Here is a 17,875-nt window from a genome sequence, read left to right as displayed (position 1 = left end):
CCATCTATCATCGCCGAAGCTTTAACAGCTACATGATGCCATGTTACTGTCTTATGCGGTATTAATCTCCGTTTCCAAAGGCTATCCCCCAATGATAGGTAGGTTGCATACGTGTTACGCACCCGTGCGCCACTGTGTATTGCTACACCGTTCGACTTGCATGTATTAGGCCTGCCGCTAGCGTTCATCCTGAGCCAGGATCAAACTCTCCATTGTAAATATTTTAATGAAATGTTGTTCTGTCTTATTCTAAAGAATTATAACATCACAACCTATCTTAGAATGTCGTATCTTCTTTTATCTTTTCTTACCAGCTTTTCAAAGAACTCTTTTTCTCAAAATAATTAACCAACTTATCGTCAGCTTCTTATCTCAAAAATTGTCGTCAAATCTCTTTCGATTTAACCGCTTCCCGTTGTTTGGGAGTGCAAAATTAGTTGCTTTATTTTTAACTTCCAAATATTTTTGAAAATATTTTTGAAATTTATTTTCGAAACTCACATCCTATCTTCTTCGCTACAACCTCTTTCCCGTCGTTTGGGAGTGCAAAATTCCCACTTTATTCCCAACCTTCCAAATCTTTTTAACACTATTTTTTAAAGTTTTTTGTAAGTCGTTGATTAGTAGTATCATACTATTGAAAGTTTTTTTCCTAGTATAAAACACTCAAATGAATCAATCTAGATGTGGCTTCTTTAGGTACAAAAAGAACAACCAATAATACAAAATAAAAAATCCTCACCTTAATGAAAAGATGAGGATTTCAATTAAAATATTTCTAAATACCCTTATTCAGCTAAGAATGGATACTTATAATCTGTTGGAGATACAAAGTTTTCCTTGATTGTTCTTGGAGAAACCCAACGCAAAAGGTTTAATGAAGAACCTGCCTTATCATTTGTACCAGAAGCACGACCACCACCAAATGGCTGTTGCCCTACTACCGCACCTGTTGGCTTATCATTAATATAGAAGTTACCCGCAGCATTTGTAAGCTTTTTGGTCGCTAATTCGATTGCATAACGATCTTGAGAGAAGATGGCACCAGTCAAGGCATAAGGAGATGTTGTATCTACTAAATGTAATGTTTCCTCAAACTGATCGTCTTCATATAAGTAAATCGTGAGAACAGGTCCGAAGATTTCTTCAGTCATGGTAGTAAACTTAGGATCTTCAGTCAGGATAACTGTTGGTTGAATAAAATATCCTTTTGATTTGTCACAAACCCCACCAGCAATTACTTCAGCGGTATCACTGTTTTTTGCTAGCTCAATATAAGAAGCAATTTTATCGAAAGCTTTCTCATCAATGACTGCCGTTATAAAGTTTGAGAAATCCTCAACGCCACCCATTTTCAATTCGGAAAGATCTTTTGAGAAATATTCCCAAGTAGATTCCCACAATGATTTTGGAATATAAGCACGAGAAGCCGCAGAACATTTTTGTCCTTGGAACTCGAACGCTCCTCTCAACAAACCAACCGCTAATGCTTTTGGATCTGCAGAAGAATGGGCAACAACAAAGTCTTTTCCACCTGTTTCACCTACAATTCTAGGATATGATTTATATATATGGATATTCTCTCCGATTGTTTTCCAAATATGTTGGAATACTTTCGTAGAACCAGTAAAGTGAACACCCGCAAACTCAGGATGACGGAAAGCGATATCACCTGTTAAAGGACCGTCTGTATATATAAGGTTGATAACGCCATCTGGAAGACCTGCTTCTTTTAAGATTTTCATCAAAACGTAGGCTGAATAAATCTGAGTTGGAGAAGGTTTCCATACGACAACGTTACCCATCAAGGCTGCCGAAGCTGGAAGGTTTCCTGCAATAGCCGTAAAGTTGAATGGAGTTACGGCAAAAACAAAACCTTCAAGAGGTCTGTATTCAGATCTGTTCCAAACGTACTCAGAAGATTCTGGCTGTTGTGCATAAATTTGAGTAGCAAAATGAGCGTTAAATCTCAAAAAGTCGATCCACTCACAAGCCGAGTCAATTTCTGCTTGAAAAGCATTTTTTGATTGTCCTAACATCGTAGCGGCATTTAGTTCCATACGATATTTTGAAGCAGACAAGTCAGCCGCTTTCAAGAAAATTGATACACGATGTTCCCAAGACATATTAGCCCATTTTTCACGTGCAGCCAAGGATGAGTCAATTGCTTTGTTGACATGAGACGCATCACCCTCATAGTAATATCCCAAAACATGTTGGTGGTCATGTGGACTTGTTAAAGGAAGTTTCTTTCCTTCTTTAAGTTCCTCAGAACCGATAAACATAGGAACCTCGATTACTTGAGATTTCATTTCAGCAAGCTTTGCTTTCAAAGAAACTCTTTCTTTACTATTAGGAGCATATCCTAATATAGGTTCGTTTTTGGGAGTTGGTACATTAAAAAATCCTATGGACATTTGATGAAGTATTTAAATTACACAATTCAAAGTTACGGAGTTGTTTTGGTTCCTCCAACCCTAGCATAACTAAGTATTTATAAAGGAATAATGCTAGAACGCTAAATAAGGTTCTAGCTTTTGGATTATATCAGGCGTTAGAAGTTTAATGGCTTTTAAATCTTGAATAGACTGAAATTTTCCATGCTGATTTCGGAAGTTAACAATGGCTTTGGCTATGTATGGTTTTATATAGGGATGTTTCATTTGTTCGAATGAAGATTCATTAACATTAATTTTTCGAACTTGAGGGTTATTTATGTATCCATATCTGAGGATTTCTTCTACTACTAATGAATCTAGTCCATATACCTCTCGTATCTGTGAAGTGCTTACGAAGTTGCCAAGTATATCTCGATACTTGACAATACGAGCTGCCAATTTGCTGCCTATACCTTTCAATTGTATCAATCTTGTGGTATCTACAGTGTTCAAATCAAATTTTGCAGGTGTCTTGGGCGTTTTTTCTTGAAGAATGAATGAACGTTTGGCAAATTTATCGTTTTGAGGAGCTGATATTGTAATATATGGTATCAATTTTTGATAAAGTGGTTCTGGGAAATCATAAATCTTGAGCAAATCTTCTTTCTTGAAAAACTTTCCTCCTTTGCTTTTAAAACGATCTATTCTTTTGGCAAGCCACTGTGGCATGCCTAATTCTTCAAATTCTTCAACACTTGCTACATTAGGGTCAAATGAATGAAGTCGCATTGGGACAACAGGATGAGCCTCCTCTTCTTTTTTCTCAAAACTTTTAAAACGATTAGGAGGATTTTCAGCAGTTTCAATCAATGACACTAACGCTGTATTTTGATTGAGCTGGCTTTGAGTCAAAGCTATCGAAACTTTGCTTGGCGATAACCATACATATAAATGAATAGAAAGATAGGTGAATAATAACATCAGTAATAGAATAAACCCTTTTGCTTCGGTACGATTATACCCAAAGGCATACTGAATCCATTGCATCCATTGCTTTTTCATAAGGCAGAACATGTTTTAGGTAAAGATTTAACTGAAAGTTATGCAATTGGATAGACATTTTGAAGTTTCTTCAAGACTTTCTAGTGTCAAGATGCTGAATTATATAATGTTTAAAATAATTTTGTAACACAAATTGTCCATCAATTTCAATTGCCAACATCTAAAGGAGTACTCTGTCTTCAAAGAAGTTAGCAACGATTTAACCAAAAAACGAGAATATGATACTTTATAGTACCAAGCATGCAAGTCCAGATGTATCGTTGGAAGAGGCCGTATTTAGAGGACTTCCTCCTGATAATGGATTGTATATGCCTTATGAAATACCGACATTACCCCAAAGCTTCTTTGACACGATTGGTGATTTAAGTATTTCGGAAATAGCATTTGAAGTAGCAAAGGCATTATTGGGTAACGATGTACCAGAAAGTGATTTAAAAGGTATCATCGAACGTTCAATCAACTTTGAAGCTCCATTGGTTGGCATTGAGCCTAATAAATATGTGCTTGAATTGTTCCATGGGCCGTCTATGGCATTCAAGGATTTTGGTGCTAGATTTATGGCAGCATTGATGTCCTATTTCTTACAAAAATCTCATCAAGATATTCACATTCTTGTGGCAACTTCTGGCGATACAGGAGGAGCTGTAGCACAAGGATTTTATAATACCCCTGGTATCAAGGTTACAATTTTGTATCCTACAGGAAAAGTATCTGATATTCAAGAAAAGCAATTGACAACCTTAGGGGGAAATGTTACTGCCTTGGAAGTAGATGGTACATTTGATGATTGTCAAAGCTTGGTGAAGCAAGCCTTTTTGGATAAAGAACTTTCATCTAAATACAATTTGGCGTCAGCAAACTCTATTAATATTAGCCGATTGATTCCTCAATCGTTTTATTATTTCAATGCTTATGCACAGTTGAAAAAAGCGGGTGTGGATAAGCCAGTGGTGTTCTGTGTGCCAAGCGGCAACTTTGGTAATCTTTCGGCTGGGCTTATTGCACAGCGAATGGGCTTGCCAGTAAAAATGTTTGTTGCGGCCACCAATATCAATAACATTGTTCCAAATTACTTGGCAAGTGGCGTTTACGAGCCTCGTCCTTCACAAGAAACTATTTCGAATGCTATGGATGTAGGTAATCCCTCTAATTTTATCCGTATGCAGTTGTTGGCTGGTGATGCTTACGAAGAAGTAGTTAAACATATTGCTGGAGATTTTAGTAATGACGATGATACTAGAGTAACGATGAAGGATGTGTATGACAAAACGGGTTATATTATGTGTCCTCATACGGCTGTGGCTTATCGTGGATTAAGCTCATATATGGCAGAATTAGGTGAAGATGTAACAGGTGTGTTGTTGTCAACGGCTCATTATGCGAAGTTTTTAGATGTAGTAGAAGGCACATTAGGAACAACTGTACCAGTTCCTGAACGTCTTTCGGCTTTATTGTCTAAAGAGAAAGTGGCTATTCCGATGAGTACAGAGTTTAGTGATTTTAAAAACTATTTATTGCAATTATAATTAAAAAGGATGCCCAATTGGGCATCCTTTTTTTATTCATACATCGATAAAATTTCTTGTTGGTATTTCGAATGAATAACCTTTCGTCTCAATTTGAGTGTTGGAGTAAGTTCGCCACTATCGATAGAGAATAGTTTTGTTAGCAATACTACTTTCTTTACCTGTTCGTATTTAGCAACACTATTCATCAAATATTTTACTTCTTCATCAAACTTCTCTAAAACCTTTGGTTGTTTTACCATTTCGTCATTTGAGCCACATGGAACCTCATGACGAACACACCACTCTTTTAAAGCACTAAACTCAGGAACAAGTAATGCTGATGGGAATTTTTCACCTTCACCTACTACAATTGCCTGTTCTACGAAGATTGATTCCTTCAATTTATTCTCTAGTAACTGCGGAGCAACATATTTTCCTCCAGAGGTTTTGAAGATTTCTTTCTTTCTATCTGTAATTTTTAAATACTTTCCTTCTGAAAACTCTCCAATATCGCCCGTATGAAACCAGCCCTCTGAGTCAATTACTTCGTTAGTTAATTCTGGTTTATTATAATAGCCTTTCATGATACTTGGTCCTTTTACCAAAATTTCACCATCTTCGGCTATTTTTACTTGGACATTTGGTAAAACAGAACCCACACAGCCAATTCTGAAGTCGGTAATAATACTTGAAGCTATCACTGGTGATGTTTCAGTAAGGCCATAGCCTTCGGCAATAGGAATACCAGCTGCCCAAAATATTCTAGATAGCCGAGGTTGTAAAGCAGCAGAACCTGAAGCGACAAACTTGATATTTCCTCCCAAAGCTTCTTGCCATTTACTAAAAATCAATTTTCTGGCAACTTTAAGCTGGATATCATACACCAAGCCCATTTCTTTCATGGGGTCGTACTTTAGTCCAAGATTTAATGCCCAGAAAAACAATGATTTTTTGACTCCAGTTAGCTCATAACCTTTAGCCACTATTTTATCATATACTTTTTCCAATAATCTTGGAACTGTTGCAAAAACATGAGGTTTAACTTCCTTGAGATTATCAGCAATGGTATCCATGCTTTCCGCATAATAAATAGAAACGCCATATCGCAAATAGACATAAACATCAGTACGTTCGTAGATATGACATAATGGCAAAAAGCTCAAGGCTCTATCACCCTCTTCTAACTCGAGGTGTTTTCCTTTTATAAGCCCTTCTACATTGGAAATAATGTTATTATGCGTCAACATTACGCCTTTAGGCTTTCCTGTCGTACCTGATGTATAAATCAACGTCAACAAATCTTCAGGTTGAACAGCTGCTTTGTAGGGTTCTAATGTATCAACGTCATTACCATTTGCTAGGTCTAATATCTCTGTCCAATGCTTAGCGCCAGCAATTTGATCGAATGTGTATATGGCCTCCACGGAGTCGAGTCCTTTACTTGCTTCTGTAGACTTTTTCAGTAAACCTTCATCAGAAACAAATATCAATTTGATGCCAGCATCAGCGAAGATATAATTGTAATCTTCAATTGTAATAGTTGGGTACATCGGAACCGACACAGCACCAATTTGCTGAACCCCTAGCTCAACAAAATTCCACTCAGGTCTATTATTAGAAATGAGTGCGATTTTATCATCGCGTTTCACTCCTAGTTTTAATAGACCAAGACTTACTCTATTTACGGTATCTATAACCTCTTGTGCACTATATTTTCTCCAATTACCTTGGATTTTACAAGCAAAAACGTCCTCTTTATTCAGTGGTTTAACACTAGTTTCTAATAGGTCAAAAACTCGTGTTGCGGTTTGGTGATTGTTCATATTCGATAGCTTGCTTATTGATGAGACACCAATCTTTTTTTAATACAATTTAAACAAGATTAAGCACAATTCATTTTCTCAAAGATAATAGGTTATAGAAATTAAAAATAGTATGCATGCATAATTTTTTTAATATTTTTTCACTTAATCTTATTATTTACAAAAGCTTATAAAAAATAAAAAGGATAGGTAAAAAAGCCCTATCCTTTTTGTGTGCGTTATTTTGGTATTTTCATAGTGCTTATTTCACCATTTGATTGTACATAATTTAACTCGTGTGGCTGAGCTCCAGACTGATTGATAAGTCGCCCTTCTTTTGTGGGAAAGTCGTTTTCGAATACCGCCTCTAAATAAATGTTATTAGAAAAGTAATATATGCCATTTCCACTTCGTTTGCCACTTTCATACATACCCTCAAATAGTTTATTACCATCTGCTTTGAATTGTACACCAATCCCTTCTCTTATCCCATCTTTCCACATTCCTTTATAACTTCCTTGGGTTTTGTGGATAAAGTATCCGTATCCATTGATGCAATCACCTTCAACACAACCATATTTTCCAACCTCGACATTTGAATCTACTTTTTTCGTCTCTAATTGTGGATAAGTTGGTGTTGTGGTTGAAGATATTATTTCTTCATCATCTGTAATAATTTGATCGGAAGTATTAACTTCTTTATTTTGATAAGCTACCACATTTTTTTCCTCTTTCCGTTTTTCTTCAAGCCATCCTTTTGCGATTGCTTTCATACGTTGTGAACGTGGTGGGTGTGTAGTTGTCCACACTTCTTCTTGAAAATACTGCATAGCAAGTTGAGCTTCATCAAGGGTTGCGCCCATCTTGTAGAGCGTTGCGCCCGAAAATTCATCTGCCTCCAGTTCTTTTTGATGCTGGCTTCCCTTTTGACTAGTCGGATGATAATAGACCAAATGCCCAACCTCGTGAGCAAGAATAGAAATAGCAGCCCAGTCTTTCTGAGTTACTTTGTGAACTCGCTGCAAGAAACTTCTATCATATATAATATAGGGCACACCTTCCATTAGTGTAGCATAACAATTATCGGTATTGGGACATTCCATCATTTGAAATGGATTTCTTGATAGGTGCATCAATTCTGTGATCTTTTTTACCTCTCTTTCTGCTCGACTACTTCCATATCCCATTACTGAATTGCATAAATCGCTTTCATTAATTTTTTTACCGTAATAATGACAAATAAATAGTGGTGTTGATATAGTTCGGTTTTGTCCACAAACACCAGTGGAAACTGTTATTCCGAGTAGGAATGCACAACATTGTGTATAAAATGTCTTCATTGTGGATAAGATATTAAACTAGGTTCTAGGAAGTTTTTTGAGGAAAAAAAGAGGTTCGTATGTGTATACGAACCTCCTAATTACGTGATTTTTATTTAATTTATTGTATCACCCCTCAAATTTCTAAATCTCTTTCGAGCTTCAGCACCATAAATACTACCAGGGTATTTTGTGAGTAATTCCTGATATAGCTTCATTGCCTTTGAAGGCTGATTTTTCTTTTCTTGATAAGTCTTTGCCAAAATATACAAAGCATCATCTCCTAGTATGTCTGTTGGAAACTTTTCCACAATTTTTTCCAATTTTTCTATGGCCTCATCTACCTTTCCTTCTTTCAAATATGTAGTTGCCATTAGATACATAAATTCATCTTCGAGAGGATGTCCTTTATGTTTTATTACCAAATTTTTCATTTCAGCCATAGCTTCTTCATTTCTATGTTGAAAAAGCATCAGTTCTACATTGGCATAGTCTTTTAAAGCTTGGTCGGTAGTATCGATACCTGTATTGTCTTGAATAAGAAGACTTAAATTCATGGCATCATTGGCAATTTCGCGAGTTGTAGCCTGTTTTAGAATATCTAACACATCCTTTGCCAATTCAAAATCGCCTTTGTAATAAGACAATTTAGCGTTTCGAAGTTTGGCCTCATATCCCATCGGACTATCCTTTTCAGATTTCTCCACTTGTGAATAAAGTAAGGTAGCTTCCCAAGGTTCTGATTTCAGTACATAGATATCGCCAAGGTCGAGTTTACACTTATCCACAAACTCCCTATTGCCTGTGGATAACTTTATTGCACTTTCCAACACAGCTACGGCAGTATCTTTTTCGTTCAGATAAAAGCCATACAAAAGACCTTTACTCCTTAATGCCTCAAGTGTCCTTTGATTTATCCCCAATTCGTTCAGAAGTTTAGTATATTCTTGAATTAAGATTCTAATGTCACTCTGATTAACAGGATAAGTATTTTTTACAACCTCTTCTTTCGAATTGATCAACACTCTTCTCCAGAACGGATAATTTTGATGCTTTGGATATTCCTTGACCAAATATTCAAATACCTTTCCTGCACTACTGAAATCTTTGTTCTGGTACGCCACAAAACCCAAATCGGCTACTTGGGCACCTTCACGCTTAAATCGTTTGTCTAGCGCCCTTGCTTGGACAAATGCTTTGAAGAATTCTTTCTTTTGGGTAAGATGCCAAATCAACATTTCGACGAAATAAGAATCTTCAGGAAACTTCTGAACTTTAGCGTACAAAACCTTTTCTAAAAGCGCTTGATCGTTTTCGTCTCTAAGCTCATCTTGCAGCATCCCTTGAAGTATTTCTCGGTTTTCTATATCACGTCCAAAATTTAGGTATTCCTCAAGCATTTCTTGAGGTTTTCCAGCGAGTTTGTACAATCTACCTACCTGAAGAGGAAACTTGCTGATATCCTTAAAATAAAGCCTGTTTTTCTCAATCAAGTTAATAGCCCAATCATACTGTTGATAATTGCTCAATTCGTTTACCATTTTGAGCGTTAACTCATCTGTAACTTTACATTTTTCGAGTATCTGATTATAAAGTTTATCTGCTTCTTCTTTTTTCTTTTGTTCCTCTAACAAATGTGCATAATCGAGTAGATAAAACGGATTTCCATCAGACCACTTAATTTGCTTTTTCAAAAACTTCTCCGCTTCATCGACTTCTTTCAATTTGTACAATGTCTGAAGATAAGGTTTATGAATACTTCCAGCGATGTCCTTATTCTTAGCCAACTTTTGAAAAATGCTTTTAGCTTTTTCGTATTCCCCAGCTTTTACATATTCAATACCCAATTCCACATCTTGTCCACTTGCCTGTGATATTCCCATGAACAGGATAAAGGCAAAGAAAAGAAATTTGGAAAAAGGACGATTTAACACACACACTTCACTTTTCATATTTTAGGCGTTAAAGATTTGACATTCATTTCAGTTTTCAACACAACATAATATATATAGTATTTATTTTTTTAATTTTTTAAAAAGAAAGAATATCTATTATGCTTATTATGCTGTGGATTTGTGGATTACTTTCGTGAAAAAAGATTTTCACAAGAAGATGTGAATAACCTTAATTTTATACACACTTTATATTTAATTTATATACAATTAAAATATTGTTTATCAGCTAATTAACAAAAATACAACTTATCCACAGGTTACTTGTGTGGATAAGTTGAGCTTTTTCAAGGGTGTGTTTGTTCGGGGATAAATGGCGTTTTTCTATGGTATAACTCATGAAGTTATGCACGTTGATATTTGGGCTCATTTTCTTTCCACAAACGCTCCAAATCTTTCCACAATTTTTGTACCCAAAATAGGGGTATTTATCCACAGGATTTATACAGTCTTACACCGAAAAAGAGCACTTATCCACAATGTGTCTATTTATCCTCAATTTTGAAGTCAAAACCTGATAGTTCAAAGTTCTGTTTGAGCTTAATCTTGTCTTTGATGTGCAAAATTTCTTCTGCTGGGGTGTTTTTATCCACAATTGCAGCATCCCAACGTCCGTTTTTGTTTGTATCCACAATTAATCGTATCAAATACACCCCCGGTGTCAAGAAATCGAATGTGTATTTCCCTGTTTTAGTGTGGATAAGTTCTCGTACAACTTCTTTTTTATCATTTAAGATCTGCACAATACATTGTTTTCCTTGTGGATTGTTGATTTGTCCTTCTATCAAACCATAATTTTCAGGATCTCGAAGCGGATTAAGCTGCTTGACAATCTTGTTGGTATCACCTTCTATCGACTGAAAAGTATTTACGGGAATCTCAAGGGCCAAAAACTCCTTTGGTTTTGGTGCTTCAGGGATTTTCAACAATACTTCTGTCTTATCCACATTCCATGTAAAATGTTTTTCTAGAATATCTACCTTTTTGAGGGTATCGTTCAAAATTTTAATCTTTTTCCAATCGAATGTACCTATTGGTTTACTGAATTTGATGGTATATCCAACTTCTTTTAAATCAGCTTGTTGATTATTCTGTGGACTTACCTCATATCTGAACTCCTCTACAAATGAATCTTCTTTTTTGCCTTTTGCTTTGAACTTGATTTTTTGCTTGAAATCGAACTTCCGATCTAGTGAGTCTGTCACGGTCAATGCAATCTTGATGGTATCTTGACTAACTTTTTTCAAGTTATACACACGTATCATATTCTTTTCCACAAGTTGATAAGGAATACTATCCTGAGGATTTTCAAACTTGATGTCAATTTTCTTAGCACCTTTATTCAGTTCGATAAAGTAATAGTTGGAGGTTGTGCGTGTTTTGCTCACTTTTACTGGTGAGTTATCTGCCTTGGCTACCTTAATTTTTAGTCCACTAATACTTTTATTAAGTTCCAGTGTATCAGTTATAAAGCCAATTTTTTCTTTTGTTTCATCATATAGGAGATTACTATTAACATCGGTAATGGCATAGATTCTGTACTTACCCGCTGCTACGTTTTCAATTTTGAAATTTCCTGTACTATCTGTTTTTGTAAAATAGTAGGGCTTCATTTTATTGATTTTCAGTGTATCCGAATATCTGTATACTCCGACGGTTGCGTCCAACAAGCCCTTATTCTCGACAATATCTTCTACATTTCCTTCTATAGATAATGAATCGATTATCCCACCAGTACTAAATACAATTCTTACGTTTTTGGCTGGGTTTCTTTCAGTTATGTCTTTGATGGCCTCTCTAAAATTGAAACTATAGGTCGTATTTGGCTGAAAAGAGTCTTCAAACGTGATTCGTACTCCTTTGGGCATTGCCTTTGTAGTGAAAAAGGGCTCTGTGCTTGGTGTTATTAATAGTTGCTGTTGAAGGTTATCCACATTGATATACTCATCAAACTGAATCTCAATACTTTTTCCTTTATAGTTTTTAGACTGATTTGCTGGAACACTCATTACTAATTTGGGTGCCAGGGTGTCTTTTTTACCTCCTGTAGGAGCTACAACCTGCGCACAACTAAATAACGCCTCTATGAATAGAAATCCTAGAAAAGTTATCAAGACTATGTTAATTACTTTCATGTGAATATGTTGAAAACTTTGTTGATAATAGAATCGTATGTGTATAACTTTTGCTATTATATTGAAATTGTTTATCTATAAGGTATTTAGTACTTATAATTATCAACAAAAATAATCCCTCAGCAATATATAATCACTGAGGGATGTTGATAAATATGTTAATAAGTATTAAATCTGTGGGAAAATTAGAGAATATGGCGTGGAAAACTACTTTTTCTCGAAGATATAGATGATGCTTGAGTAATTATTGTTTTGCTTCGCTCCTACCCTATTCGATTTGAGCCCACTCAAAAATGATTCTACGTAGTTGGTATTTCCTTGTTGGTATTTTGTCGACAGCATACTTACATAGAACGAATCAAATTTCATCGGCAAATGCTCTTTCAATTTGAATCCATGATTTTCGAAAAGCTGCTGAATACTATTTCTTGAAAAATGATACAAGTGTCTTGGCACATCATAAGCAGCCCAGTGCTCTTGATAAATTTGTGCGTCCTTAGATTCATGGTTCGGAACAGCAATAATTACCTTCCCTTTTTGGGTTGATTTTTCTTTTAAGAATTCTACTGTTTCGTTCAGTAAATGAACATGCTCCAGCACATGCCACATTGTGATGATGTCAAATTGTTGGTTCTCATATGAGCCAAGAATTTCTGAAGGAATAGAAATTTGATTTATTTCTTCTGCCATTGTTCGAGCACCATCGCTCGGTTCTACTCCAGATACTTTCCATCCATTTGATTTTGCGGCATTCAAAAACATTCCTGTTCCACAGCCGATATCGAGTAGGCTCCCTTGTTTTCCTCCGTTGAGATTATTGATTAAATCTACTTTTTGTTGAAGCGTTATTTTTCTTACTTGGTGGTAGATTTTTGAAATGATTCCCTTCGAGGTATTACTATGCGAAATGTAGTTTTCGGATTGATAGTACTTTCCAATGGTGTTGGCTGTTGGTCTTGGATTGGTAAATTTGAAGCCACATTTTTGACAAGATACAATATCAAATTTTTCATGACTTACAGTGAAGTCTTCACAGGTAATATATTTTTGGGTTTGGGTATGCTGACAAACTGGACACTTCTCTAGTAATTCTTGCATCGTATTCTGGATTATGTTGATACAACAAATATACTAAAAGTCTATTTATACTTTGGGTAGGATTAATGGATGAGGCTAAAATGTGTTGAACTATATTTTTCTCCTCATAAATGGAAGAATGTAATTTGATCGTGATTCTTATTTTCTTTTATATTCTTGGAACAAAATCTAAATCTGTTTTAAAAACAAAAGCCACCGTGGAAACAGTGGCTTTTGTTAATTGTATAATTAAAGCGTATAAATGTTAAGCAAGTTTCGTCAACTTATCTTCCCATGAACACCATTAGTACAGAAATATCTGATGCTGATACACCGCTTATTCTAGAGGCTTGTCCGATTGTTGCTGGTCTGATTTTACTTAACTTTTGTCTTCCCTCAATTGAGATTGCTGAAAGTTTGCCATAATCAAAATCTGCTGGAATGGCCAAATCTTCTAGTTTTTGCATCTTGTCTACCATCTGTTGTTCCTTCTCAATATAGCTTTCGTATTTTATATTGATTTCGGCTTGTTCTAGCGTTTCCTCTGTATACTGATCTAAGTATTCAGAAATCTCTTCACTTAAATTTTTAATTTCTGCAAGTGTTACATTCGGACGTCTTAAGAGATTCAATAATGAAGTACCCTCTTTGAGCGGAGCTGTTCCGATAGCTTCTAGTTTTTCGTTAACTTCAGCAGGTTTTACTTTTTTATGTTTTAGCTCGTTTACAAGTTGTGCCGTTGTTTCTTTCTTTGCTTTTACCTTTTGTAAACGTTCATCTGAAGCTAATCCAATATTATATCCTCTTTCCGTCAATCGAATATCAGCATTATCTTGACGAAGTAAAGTTCTGTATTCAGCTCTTGATGTAAACATACGATATGGTTCCTCTGTTCCTTTATTAATGAGGTCGTCGATAAGTACACCAATGTAAGCTTCTGAGCGAGAAAGTACGAACTCTTCTTTATCATGTGCTTTTTGATGGGCATTGATACCTGCCATCAAGCCCTGACACGCTGCTTCCTCATAACCTGTAGTTCCATTGATTTGACCAGCAAAAAATAAATTACCAATCAATTTTGTCTCTAAAGTTTGTTTTAGCTGTGTTGGAGGGAAATAATCATACTCGATAGCATAGCCTGGACGGAACATTCTTACATTCTCAAAACCTGGAATTTTTTTCAAGGCAGCATATTGTACATCTTCTGGCAATGATGTCGAGAAACCATTCACATAAACTTCCACGGTATTCCATCCTTCTGGTTCTACAAAAATTTGGTGGCGTTCTTTTTCTGCAAAACGGTTAATTTTATCTTCTACTGATGGACAATATCTTGGCCCTAGTCCTTTGATACGTCCAGCAAACATAGGAGATTTTTCAAAACCTGTTTTTAAGACATCATGAACTTCTTGATTGGTGTAAGTAATCCAACAGCTTCTTTGCTCTTTTAGTGGTTCTGTGTCCAAATAGGAAAATTTAGCAGGATTTTCATCGCCTTTTTGTTCTTCCATTTTAGAAAAATCCAAGCTACGTGCATCTACTCTTGGAGGAGTTCCTGTTTTCATTCTACCAGCTTCAAAACCAAGTTCCACCAATTGCTCGGTAATACCTGTGGCTTTTCCTTCGGCAGTTCTACCGCCTCCAAAGTTTTTTTCGCCAATATGGATTAAGCCATTTAAGAATGTTCCATTGGTAAGTACCACCGATTTTGCTCGGAATTCTATCCCAAGTTGAGTTTTTACTCCAACTACTTGGTTATTTTCCACTATTAATCCTGAAACCATTTCTTGCCAGAAATCTATATTCAAATTTCTTTCAAGTGCTAATCTCCACTCTTCAGCGAATCGCATACGGTCTGATTGGCAACGTGGCGACCACATAGCAGGACCTTTAGAGCGATTCAGCATTCTAAATTGAATCATGGTTTTGTCAGAGATAATTCCTGACATACCACCAAGTGCATCTACCTCCCTTACGATTTGTCCTTTTGCCACACCACCCATTGCAGGGTTACATGACATTTGGGCAATCGTATTCATATTCATGGTAATTAGTAGCACTTTAGAACCCATAGTTGCGGCAGCATGTGCAGCTTCGCATCCTGCATGTCCAGCTCCAACTACTATTATATCATAGTTACTGTGCATCTTATTTATGTTGTTTACTAATTGTTTGTCTTACTGATTGGTATAAATTTTCCTTTTAAGATTTTATTTAATGACGTTTTGTTAAAATAAAATCAAAATGTGGAATGTATATGTTTTGTGAAACGTGAAAATCGAGATAGTGATTTTTTGCAAATGTTCCACGTGGAGACTTTTTTCAAAACTACCTATTTGCTAAAGTCTGTACGGAATAGCTGAATATACTTGGATTCGATAACTCTCATTTCTGCTTCTTCTTCGTCGGTATGGTCATCATAACCACACAAGTGAAGAAGTCCGTGCGCTAGTACTCTAAGAATCTCATCATCGAATGGTACGCTCAAATCTTTGGCATTATCTTGAACGCGTTCCACGCTTACAAAGATGTCCCCTTCAATAGTTTGCTCTTCCTCAGAGTTATCGAAGGTAATGATATCAGTGAGTGTATCGTGGTCTAGATACTCAACATTTATTTGATGAAGATAGTTGTCTGAGCAAAAGATATAGTTGAGATTACCCATTCTAAATCCCTCTAATTCAACTACTTTTTTCAACCAAGATTTGGTCTTTAATTTATGTTTTAAATTGAATGAGATATCCTCATTAAAGAAAGTAATCATGTCAATAAATATTTACCTTGGAAAAATTATTATTGGAGAGGCAAAAGATTTGCTGTTTGTAAAAGCGATTTGGTACGAGCTTTGATGCAAAAGCCTACAAAGATACTACATAAATTTGACGTAGTGAAAATCAAACAATTAGAAGGATACTTTGTATATTAGATTTTTCTGAAAAGTAGTTATTTAAGTTTATGAAACGCCAACATTTGCTGATACTCCTCGTATTACTCTTTCACATAAGTACAGCCTTGGCACAGAAGGATAATCTCAGACGAGATGATCGAGATTTTGATGTGCCACTACCCAATAACTGTGATAAGATTATTTATGTTGTAACCCTGCCCGGGGTAATAATGTCATTAGGTACAACTGATATTCATTCAGACAAGGCTGAAATGACAGCCCTCCTACCCTTTCGTTGTAATGCCATCACCAAAACATTTAACAATAAGATTTTGGCTGTAGAAGCTGATAAGGATATCTCATTGCCCGTTTATGAGTTTAGCCCATCAACAAAATCAGGGAAATACACTAAATGGAAACTTCCTTCCCACAATGATGGAGGGTGGATTTCGGGAGGAACAGACGCTCTTGGTAGAGTATATTTCGCCACCACTACCATGAAATACATGGTAAGGATAGATTTAAGATACAACGATGTAGAAGTGTTATGGAGCTCGAAAGATCGAATAGATGGAGGAAATAAAATTACTTGCTTGGAAGGATGCAACTTTTATGTCAATGAAAAGTCTGAGGTTTTAATCAAAGAGAATAAGAAGAATACGAGTTATAAGGTAAATATAGAAGGCAAACCATATTTGTTTGAAACAAAAAATATGGAAGGTTTTTTCAATACAATTACCGTAAATGACTGGTATGAGTTTACCAATGATAAACAACAAAATGTTTCGATGTTTGTCATGAGAGATGGTATCACGATATTTAAGGATGGTGAGTATAGACCTAAAGTAACAAAGATAGATACGCTCAGATTTGGCATTGTAACAGATATTGCGGGATGTAACGCTAAGGAAAATAAAAAGCCAAGGATTATCATCAATGAAAAAAGAGAAAAGGAAATACTTGATGCAGCCACAAAAAAAGAAAGTATTAGACTCGAAAAAATATTATTTAAGTTGGGATTGTCAGAACTACAAACGGCTTCCTATCAAGAATTAGATGAATTAGTGATGATTCTTTTGAAGAATAAGCAGTTAAAAATTCTTCTTGAGGGACATACGGATGTATCTGGAGATGCTGAGGATAATTTTAAACTTTCAATCGAACGAGTAAATACTTGTAGAGATTATCTGATAAAGTACGGGGTAAGTCCTACACGAATCAATACCAAAGGATATGGAGGTACAAAACCGCTAGTGAAAATGGGAAGCGAAAGTGAACGAGCTGTAAATCGAAGAGTCGAAATAAAGTTTGTAGAATAAACATGAGTCATCCCGAATTTTGTTGTGCGAAGTAGCACCATAGCATGTTTTGGATGGCCGTTCTCAATCGATAAATCGGTGTCAAAGCATTTTGGCACCGATTTCCTGTTCTATGAGCAAATTGATTGATGATTATCTTGATAATAGATGGCCAATTCCTGATGAGTTTCATCAAGAAGTCGTAAATGAGCGTGACGATGGCTAATAGTTTGAGGGTATTTTCGAAGAACCATAACCTAGGAGATTCAATAGCTAGCTCAGTTTTGGCGAATCTAAACGCCTGTTCGATATTCCATCGGTGCATGTAGCTATGACATATTTCCCAAGCATCCTTAGCTGATTCTACAGGCAATGAGGTTAATAAATAGAGTGGTGACTGATAGTTTTTGGTATCTCTCACTATTACTAACGACAAGTTAATGTCTTCAAAACTAGG

At 35.9% G+C, this 17,875-nt stretch carries 11 protein-coding genes, 1 rRNA gene and 1 pseudogene; 2 read left to right on the top strand and 11 right to left on the bottom strand.

Translation table 11 applies throughout. The features are described 5' to 3' along the window. The 3 genes from BWI92_RS26075 to BWI92_RS26065 form a co-directional block, all read right to left on the bottom strand. Positions 1-216: ribosomal RNA gene (locus BWI92_RS26075) — 16S ribosomal RNA — on the bottom strand; the annotation flags it as partial. Between the two features lie 572 nt (positions 217-788). After that, a complete protein-coding gene (gene pruA / locus BWI92_RS26070) occupies positions 789-2,417 on the bottom strand; it encodes an L-glutamate gamma-semialdehyde dehydrogenase (RefSeq protein WP_095168547.1) in 1,629 nt (542 codons plus the stop codon). A gap of 93 nt (positions 2,418-2,510) precedes the next feature. Beyond that, a complete protein-coding gene (locus BWI92_RS26065) occupies positions 2,511-3,440 on the bottom strand; it encodes a helix-hairpin-helix domain-containing protein (protein WP_176464549.1) in 930 nt (309 codons plus the stop codon). A gap of 218 nt (positions 3,441-3,658) precedes the next feature. On the opposite strand from BWI92_RS26065, the gene thrC reads away from it, so the two are divergent. Beyond that, positions 3,659-4,966: a threonine synthase gene (gene thrC / locus BWI92_RS26060; RefSeq protein WP_095168543.1), complete on the top strand. Its 1,308-nt coding sequence runs from the start codon at positions 3,659-3,661 to the stop codon at positions 4,964-4,966. A gap of 32 nt (positions 4,967-4,998) precedes the next feature. Here the strand turns inward: thrC and BWI92_RS26055 are convergent, their stop codons facing one another. From BWI92_RS26055 to ybeY, 7 genes are all read right to left on the bottom strand, one after another. Next, on the bottom strand, positions 4,999-6,771 hold the full coding sequence (locus BWI92_RS26055) for a long-chain fatty acid--CoA ligase (protein ID WP_095168541.1): 1,773 nt from the start codon (positions 6,769-6,771) through the stop codon (positions 4,999-5,001). 218 nt (positions 6,772-6,989) lie between these two features. Beyond that, positions 6,990-8,090 (bottom strand): hypothetical protein, encoded by a 1,101-nt coding sequence (locus BWI92_RS26050; RefSeq protein ID WP_095168539.1) that lies wholly within the window; start codon positions 8,088-8,090, stop codon positions 6,990-6,992. A 95-nt stretch (positions 8,091-8,185) separates the two neighbouring features. After that, positions 8,186-10,021 carry a tetratricopeptide repeat protein gene (locus BWI92_RS26045; RefSeq protein WP_095168537.1) on the bottom strand — a complete coding sequence of 612 codons (1,836 nt, stop codon included), beginning with the start codon at positions 10,019-10,021 and terminating at the stop codon, positions 8,186-8,188. Positions 10,022-10,506: 485 nt separating this feature from the next. Next, positions 10,507-12,156, bottom strand: a complete 1,650-nt coding sequence (locus BWI92_RS26040; RefSeq protein WP_095168534.1) for an Ig-like domain-containing domain — start codon at positions 12,154-12,156, stop codon at positions 10,507-10,509. Between the two features lie 207 nt (positions 12,157-12,363). Continuing rightward, positions 12,364-13,254, bottom strand: a complete 891-nt coding sequence (locus BWI92_RS26035; protein ID WP_095168532.1) for a methyltransferase domain-containing protein — start codon at positions 13,252-13,254, stop codon at positions 12,364-12,366. A gap of 263 nt (positions 13,255-13,517) precedes the next feature. After that, positions 13,518-15,380, bottom strand: coding sequence for a tRNA uridine-5-carboxymethylaminomethyl(34) synthesis enzyme MnmG (mnmG, locus tag BWI92_RS26030; RefSeq protein ID WP_095168530.1), 1,863 nt, complete (start codon positions 15,378-15,380; stop codon positions 13,518-13,520). Between the two features lie 185 nt (positions 15,381-15,565). Continuing rightward, positions 15,566-15,997 (bottom strand): rRNA maturation RNase YbeY, encoded by a 432-nt coding sequence (ybeY, locus tag BWI92_RS26025; RefSeq protein WP_095168527.1) that lies wholly within the window; start codon positions 15,995-15,997, stop codon positions 15,566-15,568. Between the two features lie 191 nt (positions 15,998-16,188). Between ybeY and BWI92_RS26020 the strand changes: the two genes are divergently transcribed. After that, positions 16,189-17,439, top strand: a complete 1,251-nt coding sequence (locus BWI92_RS26020; protein ID WP_095168524.1) for an OmpA family protein — start codon at positions 16,189-16,191, stop codon at positions 17,437-17,439. A gap of 7 nt (positions 17,440-17,446) precedes the next feature. On the opposite strand, the pseudogene BWI92_RS27525 reads toward BWI92_RS26020, so the two are convergent. Next, positions 17,447-17,875 (bottom strand): annotated as a pseudogene (locus BWI92_RS27525) (hypothetical protein); the annotation flags it as partial.

This window comes from Flectobacillus sp. BAB-3569, assembly GCF_002270355.1.
In the GTDB taxonomy this organism is placed as follows: domain Bacteria; phylum Bacteroidota; class Bacteroidia; order Cytophagales; family Spirosomataceae; genus Flectobacillus; species Flectobacillus roseus.
The sequence above is the reverse complement of the archived record's forward strand: the minus strand, read 5'-3'. Positions and strand labels throughout refer to the sequence as shown.

Excerpts from the sequence above, each read along its gene's own strand:
- pruA (WP_095168547.1), bottom strand. The coding sequence starts at position 2,417 with ATGTCCATAGGATTTTTTAATGTACCAACTCCCAAAAACGAACCTATA.
- BWI92_RS26065 (WP_176464549.1), bottom strand. The coding sequence starts at position 3,440 with ATGAAAAAGCAATGGATGCAATGGATTCAGTATGCCTTTGGGTATAAT.
- thrC (WP_095168543.1), top strand. The coding sequence starts at position 3,659 with ATGATACTTTATAGTACCAAGCATGCAAGTCCAGATGTATCGTTGGAA.
- BWI92_RS26055 (WP_095168541.1), bottom strand. The coding sequence starts at position 6,771 with ATGAACAATCACCAAACCGCAACACGAGTTTTTGACCTATTAGAAACT.
- BWI92_RS26050 (WP_095168539.1), bottom strand. The coding sequence starts at position 8,090 with ATGAAGACATTTTATACACAATGTTGTGCATTCCTACTCGGAATAACA.
- BWI92_RS26045 (WP_095168537.1), bottom strand. The coding sequence starts at position 10,021 with ATGAAAAGTGAAGTGTGTGTGTTAAATCGTCCTTTTTCCAAATTTCTT.
- BWI92_RS26040 (WP_095168534.1), bottom strand. The coding sequence starts at position 12,156 with ATGAAAGTAATTAACATAGTCTTGATAACTTTTCTAGGATTTCTATTC.
- BWI92_RS26035 (WP_095168532.1), bottom strand. The coding sequence starts at position 13,254 with ATGCAAGAATTACTAGAGAAGTGTCCAGTTTGTCAGCATACCCAAACC.
- mnmG (WP_095168530.1), bottom strand. The coding sequence starts at position 15,380 with ATGCACAGTAACTATGATATAATAGTAGTTGGAGCTGGACATGCAGGA.
- ybeY (WP_095168527.1), bottom strand. The coding sequence starts at position 15,997 with ATGATTACTTTCTTTAATGAGGATATCTCATTCAATTTAAAACATAAA.
- BWI92_RS26020 (WP_095168524.1), top strand. The coding sequence starts at position 16,189 with ATGAAACGCCAACATTTGCTGATACTCCTCGTATTACTCTTTCACATA.